The following is a 19578-nucleotide window of genomic DNA, read 5'->3' as shown; positions in this document are numbered from 1 at the left end:
GTGAGCGTACAGACGCCGAGGCGGCCCCGCACGGTCGCTCCCTGGGTACGGACACGGCTGCGGTCGGCCCCCGGGGCCACGGTGGCGCTCGCCCTGCTGGCCGCGGTGACCGCGTTCCTCGCGGCCGCGCTGCCGCTCGCCGTCGACCGGTACGGCGACGCGGGCCTGCGCCGCTCGGTCGAGGTGGCCGGGCCCGCCCGCACCACCGTGCAGTTGTACACCTCCCATGACGACGTGATCGAGCCGCAGGAGACGCGGGAGGCCGGCCTGCGCCGGGAGGCCGCGAGCGGACCGTACGGCACGATCCTCGCGCTGCCCGGCGACGCCCTGCCGATCGACGCCGGCCAGTCGTCCTACGGGGTGCGCACCACCCAGCGGGTCGAGGTACCGGACCCCTGGCTGTCCCGGCCGGACGGGGTGCCGCCGCAGTTCCACCTCATCGCCCAGAGCGGGCTCGACCGGCACTCCCGGCCGGCGGCGGGCCGGCTGCCGCGGGCCCCGAAGGACGTCACCGCGGGGACGACGGCCGTCGAGGCGGCCGTCAGCAGCGAGACGGCCCGGAAACTGAACATCGAGGTGGGCTCCGTCCTCCACGTCCCCGGGGTGGAACGCGACCCGCTGACGGTACGGATCACCGGCATCGTCGAACCGCTCGCCCCCGGCGAGGCGTACTGGTCGACCACGCCCGTGATGCACAGCCCGAGCCTGGCGACCCGCCCCGACGACCCGTCGCGCAACCAGTACTGGGTCGCCGCGCTGCTGCTGCCCCCGGACGCGGGCCCGGCCCTCCTGGGCACCACCGGGGTCCCCGAGCGGTACTGGGCGCTGGCCCCCGACACCTCCGCCCTGCACGGCTACGACCTGCCGAAGCTGAAGTCGGCCGTGGCCTCCCTGGAGGCGGGCCCGCTGCTCCGGCGGGCCGGCACGGCCGCCTCCTCGCCCCTGCTGGCCGAGACCTCGCTCGACGAGGTCTTCGGCGAGTACGCCCAACTGCGCTCCGCCATCGGACCCGTCGTGGCCGTCGCGGCCTTCGGCACCGGCACGGTCGCCGCGGTCGTCCTGCTGATGGCGGGCGGTCTCGCCGCCGACCGGCGCCGCGCCGAACTCACCCTGCTGCGGGCCCGGGGCGGCTCCCTGCGCTCGCTCGCCGGACGGCTGCTGGCGGAGACGGCGGTGGCGGCCGTGCCCGGCGCCGCACTGGGCATGGCCGCCGCCCGGCTCGCGGTGCCCGGGCCCCGGCTGCCGTACGCGGTGGCCGCCGCCGCTGCCGTGGCCCTGCTCGCCTGTGCGGCGCTGCCGCTGCGGGCCGTCGCCGCGCACCGCGCGGTACGCGTGCACACCGCCCGCGACGACCTCGTGTCGGCCCGCCCGTCCCGGCGGCGCACGGTCGCCGAACTCACACTGCTCACCCTGGCGGTGGGCGCGGTGGTGGCGCTGCGCACCCGCGGTACGCCGGACGGCGGGGCCGGGTCCGGTGACGAGCTGGTGTCCCTCGCCCCGGTGCTGGTGGGGATGATCGCCGCCCTGGTGCTGGCGCGGCTGCACCCGTGGCCGCTGCGCGGGCTGGCCCGCCCGGCCGGGCGGCTGCGCGGTGTGGTCGGCCCGCTGTCGCTGGCCCGCGCGGGCCGTGCCCCGGGGACCGCGATGCTGCCTCTGCTGGCGCTGCTGACCGCATTGACCACGGCCGCCTTCGGCGGCAGCGTCCTCACCGGTGTGGCCGACGCCCGGGACCGCGCGGCCACGGTCTCCGTCGGCGCCGACGCCCGCCTCGAGGCGCTGCGGAACCTGCCCGCCGACCTCACCGGCAAGGTCCGGCGCGCACCGGGCGTGCGGGACGTCACCGCCGTGAGCGTCTTCCCCTACTCGTATCCCTCGAACGGCCGGCTGACGGTGCCGGTGGCCGGTGTCGACCCGGCCGGGTACGCGGCCCTCGCCCGGCACACCGGCATCGGGACGTTCGACGCGGACGAGCTGAAGGCGTCCGGCGCCTCCGGCGCCTCCGGCGGCGATGCCGCGGTGCTGCCCGCCCTGGCGTCCCCCGAGGTCGCCGACCGCTACGGCACCCGGCCGTTCCGTGTGCGGCTGGACGCCGCCGAGTTCGTCACCGTACGGATCGCGGGGGTGCGGGAGCGGACGCCGGTGCTGACCGGGCCGGACTTCCTGATCGTGGACCGGTCGGGGCTGCCGCGGGCCCTCGCCCGGCCGACGGCGCTGCTGGTGACCGGCCACCCGGACGGGGCCGCGCTGCGCGAGGCGGCGGGCGACGCCGCGCGGGTCCAGCTCCGCTCGGAGCGGCTCGAGGGGTTCGTCGGCTCACCGCTGCAGTCCGGCGCCGAGCGCGTCTACACGGCGGCGGTGGCGGCCGGCACCGCCTACGCCGTGCTCGCGCTGCTGCTGACCCTGCTGCGCGCCGCCCCCGAACGCGCCGCCCTGCTGGCCCGGCTGCGCACCATGGGCCTCACCCGCGCCCAGGGCCGCCGGCTGCTCGTCCTGGAGTCCCTGCCGCAGGCGCTGCTCGCGGCGGCCGGCGGCATCCTCACGGCCTGGGCCGCCATCCGGCTGCTGGAGCCCGGCATCGACCTGACCACCATCGCCGTCGCGGCGTCCGAGTCCCCGGCGGGACGGGCGGCGCTGCGCACCGATCCGGTGTCGCTGGTGGTGCCGGCGCTGGCCGTCGTCGCCCTGTCCGTCGGGATCGCGGCGGCGCAGGCCTGGTGGTCGGGGCGCAAGGGATCGGTACGGGAGCTGAGAGCGGGCGATGCCCGGTGAGCCGCCTCCGCCCGCCCCGTGACGCGTCGACTTCTCCCCTTCTCTCCGCAGGAGGCTTCCGATGACCTCGAATCCCACCCTGGCCGAACTCGCCGGCCGCGTCACGGCCGACCGCGACCGCCCGGCCTACGGCCACGACACGCTCATCACCTGCGACCGGCTGGTCCGTGTGTTCACCGCGGACGGGGTGGAGGTGCAGGCGCTCCAGGGACTCGACCTCCTGGTGCGCGAGGGCGAACTGATGGCCCTCGTCGGGGCGTCCGGCAGCGGCAAGTCCACCCTGATGAACATCCTGGCCGGCCTGGACACCCCGACGGCCGGCGCGGCCCGCGTGGCCGGGCGGGATCTGCTCACCATGTCCGCGAAGGACCGCCTCGCCTACCGCCGTGAGGTCGTCGGCTTCGTGTGGCAGCAGACCTCGCGCAACCTGCTGCCCTACCTGACCGCGGCGCAGAACGTCGCCCTGCCCATGCAGCTGGCCGGCCGCCGCGGCCGGTCCCGTGCCGGACGCCGCGCCCGCGCCGAACGCGCGCTGGAGCTCCTGGAGTTGCTGGAGGTCGGCGACTGCCGCGACCGGCGCCCGCACGAGATGTCCGGCGGGCAGCAGCAGCGCGTGGCCATCGCGGTGGCCATCGCGAACGACCCGTCGGTGCTGCTCGCGGACGAACCGACCGGCGAGCTGGACTCGCACACCGCGGAGCAGATCTTCGCCGCGTTCCGCACGGCGAACGAGCAGCTCGGCACGACGATCGTGATCGTCACCCACGACCAGGAGGTGGCGGGCGAGGTGCGCCGCACGGTCGCCATCCGTGACGGCCGTACGTCGACCGAGGTGCTGCGCCGCAGCGAGGTGGACGCCGTCACCGGCCACGAGTCGGTGGTCGCGCGCGAGTACGCCATGCTGGACCGCGCGGGCCGCCTCCAGCTCCCCGCGGACTACACCCGCGCCCTGAACATGCGGGACCGCGTCGCCCTGGAACTGGAGCCCGACCACATCGCCGTGCGGCCGGACGACAGCGTGGAGTAACGGGGAAGGAGAGCCTCAGCGGATGCTGAGGTCGAGCCCTCCGAGCAGTCCCGACGTGCGCCGTACGGCGACCGAGCCGTAGGGCGTCCGCAGGCGCAGCCAGGATCCCGAGGTGAGGAGCGTCTGCTCGGCGCCCCGCAGGAAGCCCAGCGACTGGGCGGCGTGCACCGCCCGCACCGGCAGGCCGGTGTCCGCGACCGTGCGGGACCAGATCTCCCGCCCGATGCGGTCGAGTTCCGCGCGGGTACGCCGCTCGGGCGCGAGTTCCTCCGTACGGGAACGGAACTCCGCGACCGACGCGGCGACCAGTGCGCGGAGCTCATGGGGCGCCGGCAGCCCGGGTTCGGCCCGCCAGCCGCCGCGAGGGGGCAGTACCCCGGCCCACGGCGGGCCGGTGACGGCGCCGGGCACGAGGGCCGTGGCGGCGGACTCGTCCACCGACTCCAGCAGTTCACCCGCGGACACGGTCACGTCCAGCGTGACGTCGAGCCCGTTCTCGTACGGCTTCGCCAGCCGGACGGCGCGTACGACGAGCACCTCGAACGACGGCGGCCGGCCGAAGACGGCGAGCGCCGTGCCGGCCGCCTGCAACCGGACGGCGGCGGACCGGTCGTAGTGCAGCAGCCGGGAGAGGAAGGCCGCGAGGTCCGCGGCCTCCCCTTCGTCGGCGAGGTGGAGTGCCGTCATGCGGCGACGGCCTCCTCCTTCTTCTCGTCGTCGGCGTCGTCCGTGTACTCCCGGAGGAACGCGCGTTCCTCCCCGGTGAGCCGGCGCGGGCGCTGGGCCTCGAAGTCGAACGGCACTATCACCGTGGACGCGCGGACGTAGACGAGGTCGTCGTCCTTCACCTCGTAGGTGAGGGTGAAGGACGCCGCCCTGATCTCGGTGACCCACAGCTCGATGTCCACGGGCGTGTGCCGGTGGACGAGCTGCCGCTTGTAGTCGATCTCATGGCGCGCCACCACGGACCCCTGCTGGAAGTCCTTCTCCGGGCGGAACAGGAAGTCGATGCGTGCTTCCTCCAGGTAGCGGAGGAACACCACGTTGTTGACGTGGCCGTACGCGTCCATGTCCGCCCAGCGCAGCGGGCAGCGGTAGATGTGGCGCAAGAGATCAGCCCCGGGTCAGCTTCTTGTAGGTGGCACGGTGCGGACGCGCCGCGTCCGGGCCGAGCCGCTCGATCTTGTTCTTCTCGTACGACTCGAAGTTGCCCTCGAACCAGAACCACTTGGACTCGCCCTCGTAGGCGAGGATGTGCGTGGCGACGCGGTCCAGGAACCACCGGTCGTGGGAGACGACCACGGCGCACCCGGGGAACTCGAGCAGGGCGTTCTCCAGGCTGGAGAGCGTCTCGACGTCGAGGTCGTTGGTCGGCTCGTCGAGGAGCAGCAGGTTGCCGCCCTGCTTGAGGGTGAGCGCGAGGTTCAGCCGGTTGCGCTCACCGCCGGAGAGCACGCCGGCCGCCTTCTGCTGGTCCGGGCCCTTGAACCCGAAGGCGGAGACGTAGGCGCGGCTGGGCATCTCGACCTGGCCGACGTTGATGTAGTCGAGCTCGTCGGAGACGACCGCCCAGAGGCTCTTCTTGGGGTCGATGTTCTCGCGGCTCTGGTCGACGTAGGAGATCTTGACGGTGTCGCCGACCTTGATGGTGCCGGAGTCGGGCTCCTCGATGCCCTGGATCATCTTGAACAGCGTGGTCTTGCCCGCGCCGTTGGGTCCGATGACGCCGACGATGCCGTTGCGCGGCAACGTGAAGCTGAGGTCGTCGATGAGGAGCTTGTCGCCGAAGCCCTTGGTGAGGTTGTTGACCTCGACGACGACGTTGCCCAGGCGCGGGCCCGGCGGGATCTGGATCTCCTCGAAGTCCAGCTTCCGCATCTTGTCGGCCTCGGCGGCCATCTCCTCGTAGCGGGCCAGACGGGCCTTGGACTTGGCCTGGCGCCCCTTGGCGTTGGAGCGCACCCACTCCAGCTCTTCCTTGAGCCGCTTCTGCCGCTTGGCGTCCTTCTGGCCCTCGACCTTGAGACGGGCGGCCTTGGTCTCCAGGTACTTGGAGTAGTTGCCCTCGTAGCCGTGCAGCCGGCCGCGGTCGACCTCGCAGATCCACCCGGCGACGTTGTCGAGGAAGTACCGGTCGTGGGTGACGGCGACGACGGTGCCCTCGTACTTGGCGAGGTGCTGCTCCAGCCAGTTCACCGACTCGGCGTCCAGGTGGTTGGTGGGCTCGTCGAGCAGCAGCAGGTCGGGCGCCTCGAGCAGCAGCTTGCACAGCGCCACGCGGCGCTTCTCGCCACCGGAGAGGTTGGTGACCGGCCAGTCGCCGGGCGGGCAGCCCAGGGCGTCCATGGCCTGCTCGAGCTGGGCGTCGAGGTCCCAGGCGTTCGCGTGGTCGAGCTGCTCCTGCAGCTTGCCCATCTCGTCCATGAGCTCGTCGGTGTACTCGGTCGCCATCTGCTCGGCGATCTCGTTGAACCGGTCGAGCTTGCCCTTGATCTCGGCGACACCCTCCTGGACGTTCTCCAGGACGGTCTTGTCCTCGCTCAGCGGGGGCTCCTGGAGCAGGATGCCCACGGTGTAGCCGGGCGTGAGGAAGGCGTCACCGTTGGACGGCTGCTCCAGCCCGGCCATGATCTTCAGAACGGTCGACTTACCGGCGCCGTTCGGGCCGACGACACCGATCTTCGCCCCCGGGTAGAAGCTCAGGGTGACATCGTCGAGGATCACCTTGTCGCCGTGCGCCTTGCGCGCCTTGCGCATGGTGTAAATGAACTCAGCCAAGAGAAACCGTCCGGCAGCTTGAAATCAGGCAGTGGGCAGATACACCCCATCTTGCCGTACCGCCACCCCTGGGCGGAAACGCGTCCGCCCCTCGGCCCTCGACCAGCCCTTTCCACGCGCACCCCGCGCATCACCCGTCACCGTCGGTCACCGCCGAGCGCCCTCGACACCCTCGCACGGCCCCGTGACCGCCAGGCACCCACGGCGACCGGGACGAAGCCCGAACCGTCGACCGGTTCGGGCCCTCGAAAGGTCTACCGGTGCATCGGATCAGTAGATGACGACGCGGAACACACCGAAGAAGTTGACGGGCTTGTTGTGCCCCTTCCCGAAGTGGTACTCGCGATCAATCTGGCTAAGGAAATCACGGTATACGAGGTATCCCGCGTTATTCCCTGAAGAAACGTGGTTCACCCCGACAAGTCCCACAGGCAGGCTCCCGGCGTTCGCGAAGCAGGTCTCGCCCGTGCTGGCGTAAGACGAGGTGATCTTGAGGAAGTCGGTGCGATTGTTGCACGCGACCTCCTGAATCGCCGCCGCGGACGCCTGCGTCGCGGGCAGGCCCACGACCAGTACGGAAGCCGCCACTGCGGTCGTGGCGGCTGTCATGAACTTACGGAACATACGTACATTCCCTTCGGTTGCGCAATCGGAACAGCTACCGAATCTCGGCCTGGAGGTGTACGGCCCGGTCGGTGTTTCAACGGGCCTGTGGAAAACCTGAGCAGTGAATTCCTGGACTGGAATGTGCCCGCGTGGACGACGCCGCACGGGGACTACTCGTCAGTTCGGTCAGCCATTCGCGACCGGTGGCCGGCTTGCACGGGGGACTATTCGCAGTCGGCGGAATCACCAACCACGACACCCCGCGACACGGCGTCGCGCTTCCGGGACGCCGTCCGGCGACGATCATTCTGACACAACTTTCTTGCCCCAACTCACCAGGATCGAGGCGTTGCTGAGCGTCCGTGCGGGATCCCCCGCGGCCCGGTCCAGCCGAACGGGGGGGGCGGCGGCACTGCGCCGTGCCGAGGAGGTCGTGGGTCCTCCGCGGTTCTACGCGCTCGGGCCCGACGGGACTTTGGTCGAGCGCCCGGGTCTGTGACCCGGGCGGGGATCAGTCGTCGGTCGGGGTCTGGCGGCGGCGGGTGATGACCAGGCCCGCGCCGCCGAGGACGACCAGGGCGATGGCGGTGCCGGCGATCCACGGGGTGGCGTTGGAGGAGCCGGTCTCGGCGAGGTTGGTGTCGGCGGGGGCGCCGGCCAAGGGGGTCGGGGCCGTGTAGCTCTGGACGGTCGTGCCGGTCTCGGCGGTCCTGGTCAGGCAGTCGAGCATGCCGGTGAACCGCTGCCCGAAGCCGTTCGGGCCCGTGACCGTGAAGTCGTACGCCCTGTCCTCGCTCAGCGGAACCGTCACCGTCCGGGACGCGCCGCCCGCCACCGTGTGCTCCGTACCCGCCAGTTCGAAGGTGAAGGGCTCGTCGTCGTGGTTGGTGACGGTGAGGTCCACGCCGCCCTTGGCGCAGTTCTCACGGGCGGACAGCGCGGGTATCGCGCCCTCCAGCGCCCAGGTGGCGGTCGCCGTCGCCGAGACGGTGGACTCGCTGGACCCGGCGAGTATCTGCGTCTGGCTCCTGGAGTCGGAGACGAAGGCGCGGCCGACGGGCACCGTGGTCGAGGCCTGCGCGGTCACTTCGGCGGTGGCCGCGGACGCGTCCTCGGGCACCTCGTAGAAGAACTCGCTGCCGTTGGTGGCGGTGGTGAGGGGCTCGCCGTCCTTGTCCACGATGCGCACGCCGCTCGCCGTGGCGTCCGCGGGCGGCACGATCGTCACGCTGCGGGCGTCCGTGCGTACCGTCACCGGGCCGATCCGCGCGCCCGGGCGGCCGGAGACCGTCGGCGGGTCCAGGGTCAGCGACGCCTTCGGCTCCGCCTGGTTGCGGGCGTTCTTCTGCAGGTAGTCCGCGAGCTGCTCGGCCTGGGGGTCGACGGCGTCCACGTCCACGTCGTCGGAGTGGCGCCAGATGGCCACCTGGGTGCCGGCCGCGGCGTCCTGTTCCGTGAGCTGGCCGCGGATGCCCGCCTTCTTCGCGAGCGCCGCCAGGTCGTTCACCTGGGGGTAGGAGTGCTGCAGGATCCAGCGGATGCGGCCGGCGTCCTTGTTGGTGCCCAGCGAGGTCCCGCTCCAGGCGGTCTCGTGGTACTTGGCGTCCTTCTGCGTGGGGGTGTTGATGTCGACGCAGTACGTCTGGAGCGTGCCGCCGCCCTCGACGGACATCTCGAACAGTCCCGCCGACACCTGCTGGTCGCCGGTGGCGCCGTGGATGACGGCCGCACCGTAGGTCTTGAGTCCGGCCACGGTCGCCGTGGCTCCGCCGCGTCCGGTGTGGCCGGGGACCGTCGCACCGTCGCCGTCGGCGGCGGCCGTTCCGGCACCGGCCAGCACGGTGGTGGCGACCAGTGCGGACACCAGCGTTCCCGCCGTGAGGCGGACCGATCCACGTCCGCGCACGGACCGCGCGGAGAACGAAACAGACACCGAATTCCCTTCCGAGCAGGACCCGTTGTACGGGGGGACGGTCCCACCAGCAGAATCTCCGGACCCCTGAGCCCCGGGGCCGTCCCGGCATCCTAAGGAGACGGCGGACAGCGCTTGCCGATGATCGCATCGGAGGACCGATCCGACTCGGAATCGTTATCGCCGGGACTCCTGGCGAGATGGCTTATCGACAAATCCACCTCGGATGGACCGGCATGTATCCGCCGATAAGCCTCAGTTCCGAGGCGGTGGCGCCGCGTTGCCGGCCGCTGACGTCATGTCACGGCCGCGCTCTCCTTCGGTTCCCGCGTCCGCGGTGCGCTGTCCGGCGGGGATTCCCAGTCGGGTTCCGCTCGTTCGGCCACCGCAGGCGTCTGTTCCGGTCGCGGTGCGCGGCGGAAGGCGGTCGTGCCCCGTGCCAGGTCGTGCCCGATCGACACCGCGTCGATGTCCGCCGACATCCAGCCGGGCTGCCCCTCCCGGGTCTCCGTGCGCACCTTCAGCCGGCCCTGGACGACGACCGGGTCGCCCACCGACAGGGACGCCGCCGTGTTGGTGGCGAGCTGCCGGTTGGCCCACACCGTGAAGAAGTTGGTGTGTCCGTCCGCCCAGGTGTTCTTCTCCCGGTCCCAGTACCGGGCGGTGACCGCGACCCGGAACCTCGCCGCGGGGCCGGAGGCCGTCTCCCGGTAGACCGGCCGGGTCGCCACGTTCCCCACCACGCACACCATCGTCTCGTTCATCGCGTTTCCCTCCCCCGCCCGGTCCCGCCGGCGTCCTCGCCGACGGGGCCGGGCGGACACGCGTACGGGCCCGTCCCGTACGGCTGCCGTCTGGCGCGGCGATCCCGGTCCCTCCCGCGATCGCCGTGAAGCCAGACTGCCTCCGTCGGGCCGGGCCCGCCGGGCGCTGTGGACCACCCCCAGCCTGTGGAAAACTCCGCCACCCGAAAGAGGGACCGGCACCGTCCGAGCAGAGCCGCAGGCGCCGGTCTCAGACGCTCCCCGTCCGCACCCCCACCACCCGCCCGTACTGCTCCCGTACCTCGCGGTAGCGCAGCAGTTCCGCCGCCACCGGGTCCAGGACCCGGGCCCGTCCGCACCCGGCGGCCGCCTCTCGCAGGCGTCTCTCCGCCTCCAGCCCGTAGCGCCGGGCCGGCCCGCGGGCGGCCATGCGGCAGCTCCACTCGATGAGCGGCCCGCCGACGATGCCGATCACCATCAGCAGCACCGGCACCCCGAGGTTCGGCACCGTGATCCCGATGATCTGCCCCAGCAGCCACAGCCCGCCCATGAACTGAAGGGCCGTCATCGAGACCTGGGCGAACACGGCGACCGGCCACCAGGCGGGCCGGGGCGGTTTTCCCGGGGGCAGTCCGGCGCGGACGGCGAGTTCGTCCAGCGCCTCCGGCAGTCCCTGCGAGCCGCGGACGGCGGCTTCCCGCACGGCCCGTGCCCACGGCGCCGGCAGTCCGGCCGACGCCCGGTCGGACACCGTGCGCACCGCCTGCTCCACGCGCTGCCGCGCGGTGGCCTGCTCGTCGGGCCTGCCGCGCACGACGACCCTGCCGGTGCCGGGTTCGCTCCGCTCCTGGAACCAGCGCCACAGCCGCAGCCAGGGCGTGCCGCACGCCCGGTTGGCGTTGCGCAGCCACGCGCGCTCGGCGGCCTCGCCCGCCGCCGTGGCGCCCACCGCGTCCGCGAGCCGGTCGGAGAACTCCTCGCGGGCCTCCTCGCTCAGGCCGGTGCGGCGGCGGGTGGCGTACACGGGCCACAGGCGGGCCGCCGCGATGTCCAGGTCCGCGGAGATCCGGCGGGCCGGGGCGCCGCGTTCGGAGACGAAGCGGCCGAGCGCCTCCCGCAGTTCGCCGACCCCGTCGCCGGTGAGCGCGGACAGCGCCATCACGGTCGTGCCCGGTTCGCCGTACTCGCCCAGGACGATGCCGTCCTCGTCGAGCAGGCGCCGCAGGTCGTCCAGGACCTGCTCGGCGGCCTCCCCGGGAAGCCGGTCGATCTGGTTGAGCACGACGAACATGACCTCCGCGTGGGCCGCCATCGGCCGCAGATAGCGCTCGTGCAGCATGGCGTCGGCGTACTTCTCGGGGTCGACGACCCAGATGACGGCGTCGACCAGGCCCAGGACGCGGTCCACCTGCTCGCGGTGCTGCACGGCCGCCGAGTCGTGGTCGGGCAGGTCGACCAGGACGAGCCCGCGCAGCCGGTCGTCGGCGTCCGCCGTCGCCTGGAGGGGGCGCCGCCTGAGCCGGGGCGGGATGCCGAGGCGTTCGATGAGGCTCGCGGCGCCGTCGCTCCAGCTGCACGCGATGGGCGCGGCGGTGGTCGGCCGCCGTACGCCGGTCTCGGAGATGGGCACCCCGGCCAACGTGTTGAACAGCTGGGACTTTCCGCTGCCGGTGGCGCCCGCGATGGCGACGACGGTGTGCTGTCCGGACAGGGCGCGCCGCGCGGCGGCCTCGTCGAGGACCCGGCCGGCCTGGGCGAGGGTGCGGTTGTCGAGCCGGGTGCGGGACAGGCCCACCAGTTCGCCCAGCGCGTCGAGCCGCGACCCCAGCTGGGGGCCGTACGTCAGGGGCGTCACCTTCTGCGGCGTGGACGAGCGGGGTTCGGTCACCCGGTGCTGCTCCTCCGTGCCGCTCCCGTTGACCCGCCGCGCGATCAGCCCGTCGTCCCAGGGGCCACCGGCCTCCGCTCGGGGAGCGCCCTCGGCGTCACGTTCGGGGCGTTCGGGGTGCTCCGGGTGCTCGGTGTGGTCCTGGTCAGTGACGGCGGTCACCGGTCACCTCTCCTTCTGCAGTACGGACAACGCGGCGATGAGTTCGGGCTGGGGCTCCGCGTGCACCTCGAGCGCGTCGAGCGGGGCGAGCCGGCGTTCGCGTTCGGCGTGCATGACCCGGTCCACGCAGCCGACGAGCAAGCGTCCGCCGCGGTCCCGCAGGCGCAGCGCGCCGTGTGCGCCGAGCCGCTCGGCGAGCCCCTCCCCGGCGGTGCGGGCCCGGCGGCCGCCCAGGAGGGCCGTGGCCACCAGCGCGGCGACCACCTCGGGGTCGGGCGCGAGGCCGCGGTCCAGCTCGCGCACCTCGTCCTCGGCGTACTCCTCGAGTTCGCGCCGCCAGCGCCGTACGGCCAGGCCGATGCGGTGTTCGGCGCTCTCCGGGGCGGCGGCGCGCGCGGTGAGCTCGGGGGCGTCCGCGGCGGGCTCGCGCCGCCAGGCGTCCTCCACGCGCTCGTCTGCGGCGGCGACGGCGCACAGCAGCAGCGCGCTGAGGCTCTCCACCAGGGTGTCGAGGAGTTCGCCCGGGGTGCAGTCGAGGGGGAAGGCGCGCCACCGCTTGAGCGCGTCCCCGGCGAGCACGGCCCCGGCCTGGAGCCGTCCCCGCACACGGGAGTGCTCGCTGTCGTACGCGATTTCGATCGCCGAGGTGAGCCGCAGCGCGGCGGCGTACTGGGCGGCGGCGGCCCCGGCGAGTTGGGGCAGGCGGGCGTTGAGGGAGTCGAGGACGCCGTGGGCGGTGCGGGCCATGACGTGCTGGCGGGCGGCGGGGTCCAGCGCCTGGTGGACGAGCCAGGTGCGCAGCGCGGCCACGGCGGTGGCGGGCAGCAGGCCGCCGCCCCAGGCCGACTCGGGCAGCTCGGGCACGGTGAAGCGGGGCACGTGGCCGAGTCCGGCCTTGGTGAGGAGGGCGCCGTACTGCCGGGACACCTCGGAGACGACCTGGTGGGGCACCCGGTCCAGGACGGTGACCAGGCTGACGTCGTACTCCTTGGCGGTGCGCAGCATGTGCCAGGGAACGGCGTCGGCGTAGCGGGCGGCGGTGGTGACCATGATCCAGATGTCGGCGGCGCTGATGAGTTCGGCGGCCAGGACCCGGTTGTCGGACACCAGGGAATCGATGTCGGGGGCGTCCAGGAGGGCGAGGCCGGGCGGCAGGGTGTCGGCGGTCTCGACGCGCAGCACGCGGGCGGGGTTCTCGCCGGGCAGGAGCAGGTCGTCCGCCGGGTCCTGGTGGTGGGGCACCCATACGCGCGTGAGGTCGGGCAGCACCCGCATGCCGCTGAACCAGTGGTGGTCCTCCGGATGGCAGACGAGCACGGGCGTCCGTGTCGTCGGCCGCAGCACGCCCGCCTCGCTGACGCGCCGGCCCACGAGGGAGTTCACCAGGGTGGACTTCCCGGCCCCGGTGGAGCCGCCCACGACGGCCAGCAGCGGCGCCTCGGGATCTTTCAGCCGGGGCACCAGATAGTCGTCGAGCTGCGCGAGCAGCTCGTCGCGGTCGGCACGCGCGCGTGCGGCCCCCGCCAGGGGCAGCGGGAAGCGTGCGGCGGCGACACGGTCGCGCAGGGCGGAGAGTGCGTCGAGCAGCTGAGGCCGTACGTCCAAGGTCACCACATGCGAAGAATGCCCAATTTTAGGGGAATTCTGAAGCATATGAGCATGCCTGCGTGCCGACCGGACACAAGGGGTGGAAGGGGCGACTGAGGCACGGGGGCGGTCCAGGCATAACGAGTGGACAACACCCGATGCGCCAGAGGCCAAAAACGGTGCACGATTCGTACCTGCCTGCGATTATCAGGACCGCTTCACCGAACCTCCACATCGAGCCACGGAGGCGAGGCGGCAGGGACAAGGATGCGGGAGCCCTATCCTTGTCTCCGGCAACGTCAGGGACGCGTCCGACCAGGACACCCTGACACCCAGGCCAGCACACCGGCCCCCGTAGCTCAGTGGATAGAGCAGGCGCCTTCTAAGCGCTTGGCCGCAGGTTCGAGTCCTGCCGGGGGCGCCCAGTCGCCGCCCTCCTTCGGGAGGGCGTTCTTGCGTTGCGCAGCAGGTGCGGGAGCGTCCGGCGGCGGTGCTGCCGGCGCCGGACGGCGTGGCCGCCCCTGGTGACGGCCATCGCGCCCGCACCCTCGCGTCCGTCTCCGGGTGCGTTCCCGCCCTCCGCCGACTCCACCCTTGTCTCCATCCGCGGGCCCAGGAGTTTCGACGGCGGCTTCAGTAGCGTTCTGCTGCAAGCGCGTCGATATCCTCACAAAGAGGGAACAATATGGCCATCTCAGTCGTCGTCCTGCTGTTACTCGGAGTGACCATCTTCTTCATCTGGCGGGGCGGCAGCCTGAAGCTCGGGCATGCCGTGCTGTGCGTGCTGCTGGGGCTCTTCCTCAGCCAGACGGGGAACGTCGGCCCGTGGCTCCTCGACGGCACCACGTCGCTGGCCGGCCTGCTGGCCAAAATCGAGTTCTGACCCTCAGACGGGCACCTCGGCCGACAGCACCCAGGCCCTGCCCTCGTCCTCCCTGGCCGCCGCGAGCGTGCCGCCGACCAGCGCGATCCGCTCACGCATCCCGGTCAGCCCGTAGCCCGGCACATGGTCGGCGTCCGGCAGGGTGTCGCGCGGGGTGCTGTTCGCCACCCTCAGATGGACGGCGTCGTCGCCGAAGTCCAGTGAGATCTCCACCCTCTCCCCCGCCGCGTGCTTGGCCGCGTTGGTGAGTGCCTCACGGGTGGCCTGGATGAGCGACACCGCCGCGGCCGGCTCGAGACGGCGCGCCTCGCCGGTGATGTCCAGCGTCACCTCGCCCGGGTGACTGGCCCGGTGTTCCGCGACGAGATCCCTCAGTGCCGCGGGAAGCGACGGCACGTCACCGCGCAGTGCGGCGACCGCGTTGCGCGCCTCGGTGAGCCCCTCGTCCGCCAGCCGGTTCGAGCGGCGGACCCGGGCGAGCGCCGCTTGCGTGTCGCCCTTCTCGATCAACGCCTCGGCCACCTTCAGCTGCACCGTCAGGGCCCCGAGCGAGTGCGCCAGCACATCGTGCATCTCGCGGGCGATCCGGGTGCGTTCGGCGAGGGCGGCGGCGCGCGCCTGCTCCTGCTGCACCAGCCGCGTCTGGTCCAGCAACTGCTCGGCCTGCTCGGCGCGCAGCTGCGACTGACGCCGGTTCAGGCTGAGCAGGGTGAGCACCAGGATCAGCAGCGGATAGCCCAGTACGTCGCTCAGCGGGCGGTCGGCCGCCGTGCAGCTGATCCAGGTCAGCAGCAGGCACACCGCCGTCACCCCGGCGATCAGCTGCCCCGACGGGGCGGTGAGCGAGGTGAACCGGCCGAGCATCACGCAGAGCAGGATGACGGCCGTGGAGTCGTCCGCGGCCCCCACCACGAGGGCGGGCACCAGCGCGCTGGCGGCCAGCACGGCCGCCGCGCCGCGCGGGCGCCACGGGTGGAGGACGATGAAGAGGATCCAGGTGATGACGCTGAAGGCGTAGACGCCCCAGATCCACAGGGAGTCCTCCCGGGCGGTGACCAGGGCCACCACCAGCATCCCGGTGCCCAGGAACTGGACGACCAGCCACCCGGGCGCGAGCCGGTCGATGAAGTGACCGCCCTCGGGCGTCGTTGTCATGCCTACGGCTCCCCGACGAGAGGGTTACTTGACGCCGGCCTTCTTGTAGATGATCACCATGGCGGTCACCACGATCAGCCCGGCGACGGCCACGATACCCAGCTTCCACAGGTGGTCGCGGATGAGGTGATGGAGGATCTCGTCCTTCTCGTCGTCCGACGACGCCAGGACGGTCAGGGCGGCGGGCATCACTTGCGGTTCCCCTCACGGCCGAGGTGGTCCAGTACGGAGAGCAGGGCCCGCCGGCGCAGGCCCGGCGGGCGGCCGTAGCGGTCGGTGTTCAGTGCGCGGCTCTGGCTCAGGGCGCGGGCGACGGGCCCGACGTGCTTGGAGACGCCGTCGATACGGCCGTTGCGCTTGAGGGTGATCACGATCGCGAAGCCGATGATCAGAAGCACGGAGACGGCCGCGACCACCAGGGCGAAGCGGACCAGCATGACGGTCATGACCGTGTCGAGATCCAGGGCCAGTTGCATGTCAGCACTCCTTTGGGCGAATGCCCCGAGAGTAGGGACGTCCGCGATGCGACGGACCCACCCGACGGTGGAGATCGGGGCGGAGAACCGGTCTCCGCCCCTTCTCCACCGGGGTGGGCCCGGCGGGGATACGTCAGAGCACGACGCCGGCGACGTCCGCCGCCGCCCCGCTGGTGTCGAACAGCCTGCGGGCGCGGCGGCCGAGGCGCTCCGTGTCGTACTCCTTGTGGCGCTGGAGCAGCACGGTCATGTCGGCCTCGCCGAGCGCTTCGTCCAGGTCGGGGACGGACTCGACGCGGCCGCCGGGCCAGTCGAGACCGTCGGCGTAGGGGTCGTGGCAGACCACGCGCACGCCGCGCTCGAGCAGCGTCCGGGCGATGGGGACGGCGGGGGTGTGACGGGTGTCGGCGGTGTCCGCCTTGTAGGTGACACCGAGCAGGAGCACGGTGGCCGTGTCCGCGGGGGTGCCGGACGCCTCCAGATCCTTGACGATCCGGTCCGCCACCCACAGCGGCATGCCCTCGTTGACCTTGTGCGCCGTCTCGGCCATGTGGAACGGCAGTCCCATGGTCGCCACGTGGTGGACCAGGTACAGCGGGTCGGCCGGGATGCAGTGACCGCCCACGCCGGGGCCCGGCCGGAACGACGTGAATCCGTACGGCTTGGTCGCGGCCGCCTCGATGGTGTCCCAGACGTTGATGTCCATGCTGTGGCACAGCTGGGCGAACTCGTTGACCAGGGCGATGTTGACCTGGCGGTAGGTGTTCTCCAGGATCTTCGCGGCCTCGGCCTCCCGCATGCCGCGGGTGCGGTGGACCTCGGTGACCTGGCGGTAGAACGCCACGGCCCGGTCGGTGCAGACCTCGGTGAGGCCGCCGACGACCCGGGGCGTGGTGCTGATGCCGTACCGGGTGTTGCCGGGGTCGATGCGCTCGGGTGAGTAGGCGATGTTGAAGTCGGTGCCCCCCTTGAGCCCGGATTCCTCCAGCACCGGCAGCAGGAGGCTGTCGGTGGTGCCCGGGTGGGTGGTGGACTCGACGATCACCAGCTGGCCGGGGCGCAGCCGGTCCCGTACGGACTTCGTGGCGCCGAGCAGCGGCCCGAGGTCCGGCCGGTCGCCGCGGACGGGAGTCGGCGCGCAGACGACGACCACCTCGCACTCGGCGAGCACGGACGGGTCCGAGGAGGCGTCCAGCCGGCCCTCGAGACCGCGGATGTCGTCGTCGGTGACGGTGTCGACCGGGGAGCGCCCGGAGTTGACCAGGTCCACGCGCTCCTGGTCGATGTCGAACCCGGTCACGCGGTTGCCCGCGCGCCCCAGCTCCACGGCGAGGGGCAGTCCGGCGTAGCCGATCCCGACCATGCCCACGCGCTGACCGCTCATGTGGTGTCTCCTTGCTCTGAAGACGCGGTCCCTCTCGGGGGCCGGCCCGATGTCATGAATGCCCGTAGGCCATCCGGTAGGGGACGAAGCTCTCGGCGCAGCCGAAGTCGAGGACCGAGCCGGTCACCGTGTCGGTGAGCCGGATCTGCTCGACGGACCGCGGCCCCTCGGCCCTCATCTGGGTGCCGTAGGCCCGCAGCGCCTCCTCCTTGGCGGCCCAGAAGCGGGTGGTGTCGACATGCGCCCACCAGGACTCGTTCTGCGCGGACCAGCGGTCCTCGACGCCCCGGTAGCCGAGCACCAGCTCCGGCGTGGGCTTGAGCCCCTTCGTCTGCACCCGGGCCGCGGCGAACGCGGCGCGGTGGACGGCCTGGTGGTCCTGGTGGAAGCCGCCGGCCGACGGGATCAGCATCAGCCGGGGCCGCGCCGTCGCCAGCGACACCTCCTCGTGACGCTCGATGAGATCCACCAGGGCCCGCTGCCGGGTGCTGATGTCGAGGTCGCCGGTCTCGTCGACCCAGGCGATCACCGAGCGGGCGACGCCCAGCGCCGCGCACGCCTTGTCGAACTCCGCCAGCCGGACGGACGGGTCGCTGACGCTGCCGTACATCCGGGCCGCGCGGACCGTCACACACAGGACGTGGACCTCGACGCCCTCGGCGGCCAGCCGGGCGACGGTGCCGCCGGGCCCGATGGTCTCGTCGTCCGGGTGCGGGGCGACGACCAGGGCACGGTCGCCCGGTCGCAGCCCGAACACGGCCCGGCGGCCGTCGGATCCGGCGCTCACACCGCGGTCCGTCCGTGTCCGGCGAGCTGCTCCAGGTGCGCGACCGCGGCGTCGATGCCCGGCAGGCCGAGCATGCGGCGGTGCGCGGAGCGGACGTTGGCGGTGATCTTCTCGTCGGTGAGCAGGCGCTCGCAGACCGCGGCGATGCCCTCGGGGGTGACGTCCTCGATGGGGGCGCCGAGACCGAGTTCACCGATGCGTACGGCGTTGTGCGGTTCGTCGGCGTACTGGGGCAGGGTGGCCATCGGGACACCGGCCTTGATGCCTTCCCGGATGCCGTTGTAGCCGGCGTGGGTGAGGAAGACCTGGGCGCACTGCAGCAGCAGCGGCTGCGGGACCCAGTCGACGACGTGGACGTTGGGGCCGGGCTCCAGGTCCTCGACGGGCAGTCCGCCGCTGGAGACGATGCCGTGGCAGTCCATGCGGGACAGCCCGCCGACGATGGCGCGCAGGGTGTCGGCCGGGTCCATCATGCCGTCGGGCAGCTCGATGCCCATGAACTGCATGCCCATCACGACCGGCAGCGAGGTGCCGACGGACGCGAGGACCAGCGGCTTGTCGCCGGACAGCTCGGCGAACTCCGGCGGCAGGCCGCCGCTGCCGTCGGTGAGCATGGGCTGGCTGTAGCGGAACGGCTCCGGGGACTCGAAGGCGTTGAAGGCGTAGCCCTCCGGCATGCAGTCGATGCGTCCGTGGGCGTAGATGGACCACTTGTCGTCCTGCACGGGCAGGCCGAGCTCCTCGCGGCGGGCGTTGAGGAGGGGGGCGAGGCCGGCCGGGTCGATCAGGTTGCCGGCGCCGGAGGGGGCGGAGATGTGCGGGATGCCGAGCTTCTCCGCGATCAGACAGCCAGCGAGCTCACCGCCGTCGCGGAGCACCAGGTCGGGGCGGAACTTCTCGGCCAGGGGCAGGACCGCGCGGTAGGCGCTGGCGACCTGGGGGCCGCCGGCGAAACCGATGAGCTGGGCCCGCTCGTCGACCTCTCCGTTCGGGCCGAGCAGGGAGGGGTCCATGTTCTCGCGGAGCTGGCGCATCTCCTGCATGGCCGCGATGAAGTCGGGCAGGACGGCCTCGACGCGGGCACCGGAGTCGGTGTACACGTCGGCGAGATGCGGGGGAAGGGCCACGACGACCTCGTGGCCCGCCGCGGCCAGCGCCCGTACGAGGGGCAGGACGGCGCGGGCGTGGCCCTGGGAACCGGTGACGGTGGAGAGAACGCGCATGAGCGAGGGGAACCTTTCGGCGTGAGTGGAAGGGCGTGCGTGGCCCCGGGCCGGCCCTGTGGCCGGTGAGCGGGCCGGGAACGGCCGGGGGCGCGTCGCGGTGAGGTCCGCGACGCGTCGGGAGCGCGGCGGGGCCGGGGGCCGGAGCCGGGCGCGAGGCGCCGGGCTCCGGGGTGG

General features: G+C 72.5%; 17 protein-coding genes and 1 tRNA gene. 4 read left to right on the top strand and 14 right to left on the bottom strand.

All coding sequences use genetic code 11. From position 1 onward, the window contains the following. Complete coding sequence (locus tag AC5L3C_RS24925; protein WP_493650921.1) at positions 1–2769, top strand: ABC transporter permease; 2769 nt, start codon at positions 1–3, stop codon at positions 2767–2769. A 61-nt stretch (positions 2770–2830) separates the two neighbouring features. Next, positions 2831–3796 carry an ABC transporter ATP-binding protein gene (locus AC5L3C_RS24920; RefSeq protein ID WP_493650919.1) on the top strand — a complete coding sequence of 322 codons (966 nt, stop codon included), beginning with the start codon at positions 2831–2833 and terminating at the stop codon, positions 3794–3796. A 15-nt stretch (positions 3797–3811) separates the two neighbouring features. On the opposite strand, the gene AC5L3C_RS24915 is transcribed toward AC5L3C_RS24920, so the two are convergent. From AC5L3C_RS24915 to AC5L3C_RS24880, 8 genes are all read right to left on the bottom strand, one after another. Next, the gene (locus AC5L3C_RS24915) at positions 3812–4483 is read right to left on the bottom strand and encodes a DUF8185 domain-containing protein (protein ID WP_493650917.1); all 672 of its coding nucleotides are present in this window, start codon (positions 4481–4483) and stop codon (positions 3812–3814) included. Next, positions 4480–4905 carry an acyl-CoA thioesterase gene (locus tag AC5L3C_RS24910; RefSeq protein ID WP_493650915.1) on the bottom strand — a complete coding sequence of 142 codons (426 nt, stop codon included), beginning with the start codon at positions 4903–4905 and terminating at the stop codon, positions 4480–4482. Before AC5L3C_RS24910 ends, AC5L3C_RS24915 begins: the two co-directional genes overlap by 4 nt. Positions 4906–4909: 4 nt before the next feature. Further along, complete coding sequence (ettA, locus tag AC5L3C_RS24905) at positions 4910–6574, bottom strand: energy-dependent translational throttle protein EttA (protein WP_493650913.1); 1665 nt, start codon at positions 6572–6574, stop codon at positions 4910–4912. A 270-nt stretch (positions 6575–6844) separates the two neighbouring features. Further along, entirely contained in the window at positions 6845–7198 is a 354-nt protein-coding gene (locus AC5L3C_RS24900) for a beta/gamma crystallin domain-containing protein (RefSeq protein WP_493650912.1), read from the bottom strand. Between the two features lie 493 nt (positions 7199–7691). Further along, positions 7692–9113, bottom strand: a complete 1422-nt coding sequence (locus tag AC5L3C_RS24895; RefSeq protein ID WP_493650911.1) for a Cys-Gln thioester bond-forming surface protein — start codon at positions 9111–9113, stop codon at positions 7692–7694. Between the two features lie 275 nt (positions 9114–9388). Continuing rightward, positions 9389–9856, bottom strand: coding sequence for a single-stranded DNA-binding protein (locus tag AC5L3C_RS24890; RefSeq protein WP_493650909.1), 468 nt, complete (start codon positions 9854–9856; stop codon positions 9389–9391). Between the two features lie 250 nt (positions 9857–10106). Then, the gene (locus AC5L3C_RS24885) at positions 10107–11906 is read right to left on the bottom strand and encodes a YfjP family GTPase (protein ID WP_493650907.1); all 1800 of its coding nucleotides are present in this window, start codon (positions 11904–11906) and stop codon (positions 10107–10109) included. A gap of 3 nt (positions 11907–11909) precedes the next feature. Next, on the bottom strand, positions 11910–13520 hold the full coding sequence (locus AC5L3C_RS24880) for a dynamin family protein (protein ID WP_493650905.1): 1611 nt from the start codon (positions 13518–13520) through the stop codon (positions 11910–11912). A gap of 321 nt (positions 13521–13841) precedes the next feature. Here AC5L3C_RS24880 and AC5L3C_RS24875 point away from each other — a divergent pair. Together AC5L3C_RS24875 and AC5L3C_RS24870 are read left to right on the top strand one after the other, a co-directional pair. After that, positions 13842–13914 (top strand) — tRNA-Arg (locus AC5L3C_RS24875). A gap of 264 nt (positions 13915–14178) precedes the next feature. Continuing rightward, on the top strand, positions 14179–14376 hold the full coding sequence (locus AC5L3C_RS24870; protein WP_125506437.1) for a hypothetical protein: 198 nt from the start codon (positions 14179–14181) through the stop codon (positions 14374–14376). A 3-nt stretch (positions 14377–14379) separates the two neighbouring features. Here the strand turns inward: AC5L3C_RS24870 and AC5L3C_RS24865 are convergent, their stop codons facing one another. From AC5L3C_RS24865 to AC5L3C_RS24840, 6 genes are all read right to left on the bottom strand, one after another. Continuing rightward, entirely contained in the window at positions 14380–15531 is a 1152-nt protein-coding gene (locus tag AC5L3C_RS24865) for a sensor histidine kinase (protein WP_125506436.1), read from the bottom strand. Between the two features lie 24 nt (positions 15532–15555). Beyond that, positions 15556–15720 carry a hypothetical protein gene (locus AC5L3C_RS24860; protein WP_164555717.1) on the bottom strand — a complete coding sequence of 55 codons (165 nt, stop codon included), beginning with the start codon at positions 15718–15720 and terminating at the stop codon, positions 15556–15558. Next, a complete protein-coding gene (locus tag AC5L3C_RS24855; RefSeq protein ID WP_125506435.1) occupies positions 15720–16007 on the bottom strand; it encodes a hypothetical protein in 288 nt (95 codons plus the stop codon). The genes AC5L3C_RS24860 and AC5L3C_RS24855 overlap by 1 nt, the downstream gene beginning before the upstream one ends. A gap of 133 nt (positions 16008–16140) precedes the next feature. Then, complete coding sequence (locus tag AC5L3C_RS24850; protein WP_493650903.1) at positions 16141–17391, bottom strand: nucleotide sugar dehydrogenase; 1251 nt, start codon at positions 17389–17391, stop codon at positions 16141–16143. A gap of 52 nt (positions 17392–17443) precedes the next feature. Beyond that, entirely contained in the window at positions 17444–18178 is a 735-nt protein-coding gene (locus tag AC5L3C_RS24845) for a PIG-L deacetylase family protein (RefSeq protein WP_493650902.1), read from the bottom strand. Next, positions 18175–19401, bottom strand: a complete 1227-nt coding sequence (locus AC5L3C_RS24840) for a nucleotide disphospho-sugar-binding domain-containing protein (RefSeq protein WP_493650901.1) — start codon at positions 19399–19401, stop codon at positions 18175–18177. The genes AC5L3C_RS24845 and AC5L3C_RS24840 overlap by 4 nt, the downstream gene beginning before the upstream one ends. Positions 19402–19578 lie beyond the last annotated feature (177 nt).

This window comes from Streptomyces speibonae (assembly GCF_984686075.1).
The sequence above is the reverse complement of the archived record's forward strand: the minus strand, read 5'-3'. Positions and strand labels throughout refer to the sequence as shown.

Bases quoted from the DNA above. Each gene is read 5' to 3' on its own strand.
- AC5L3C_RS24900 (WP_493650912.1), bottom strand. From the start codon at position 7,198: ATGTTCCGTAAGTTCATGACAGCCGCCACGACCGCAGTGGCGGCTTCC.
- AC5L3C_RS24915 (WP_493650917.1), bottom strand. From the start codon at position 4,483: ATGACGGCACTCCACCTCGCCGACGAAGGGGAGGCCGCGGACCTCGCG.
- AC5L3C_RS24865 (WP_125506436.1), bottom strand. From the start codon at position 15,531: ATGACAACGACGCCCGAGGGCGGTCACTTCATCGACCGGCTCGCGCCC.
- AC5L3C_RS24870 (WP_125506437.1), top strand. From the start codon at position 14,179: ATGGCCATCTCAGTCGTCGTCCTGCTGTTACTCGGAGTGACCATCTTC.
- AC5L3C_RS24920 (WP_493650919.1), top strand. From the start codon at position 2,831: ATGACCTCGAATCCCACCCTGGCCGAACTCGCCGGCCGCGTCACGGCC.
- AC5L3C_RS24890 (WP_493650909.1), bottom strand. From the start codon at position 9,856: ATGAACGAGACGATGGTGTGCGTGGTGGGGAACGTGGCGACCCGGCCG.
- AC5L3C_RS24840 (WP_493650901.1), bottom strand. From the start codon at position 19,401: ATGCGCGTTCTCTCCACCGTCACCGGTTCCCAGGGCCACGCCCGCGCC.
- AC5L3C_RS24850 (WP_493650903.1), bottom strand. From the start codon at position 17,391: ATGAGCGGTCAGCGCGTGGGCATGGTCGGGATCGGCTACGCCGGACTG.
- AC5L3C_RS24860 (WP_164555717.1), bottom strand. From the start codon at position 15,720: ATGCCCGCCGCCCTGACCGTCCTGGCGTCGTCGGACGACGAGAAGGAC.
- AC5L3C_RS24855 (WP_125506435.1), bottom strand. From the start codon at position 16,007: ATGCAACTGGCCCTGGATCTCGACACGGTCATGACCGTCATGCTGGTC.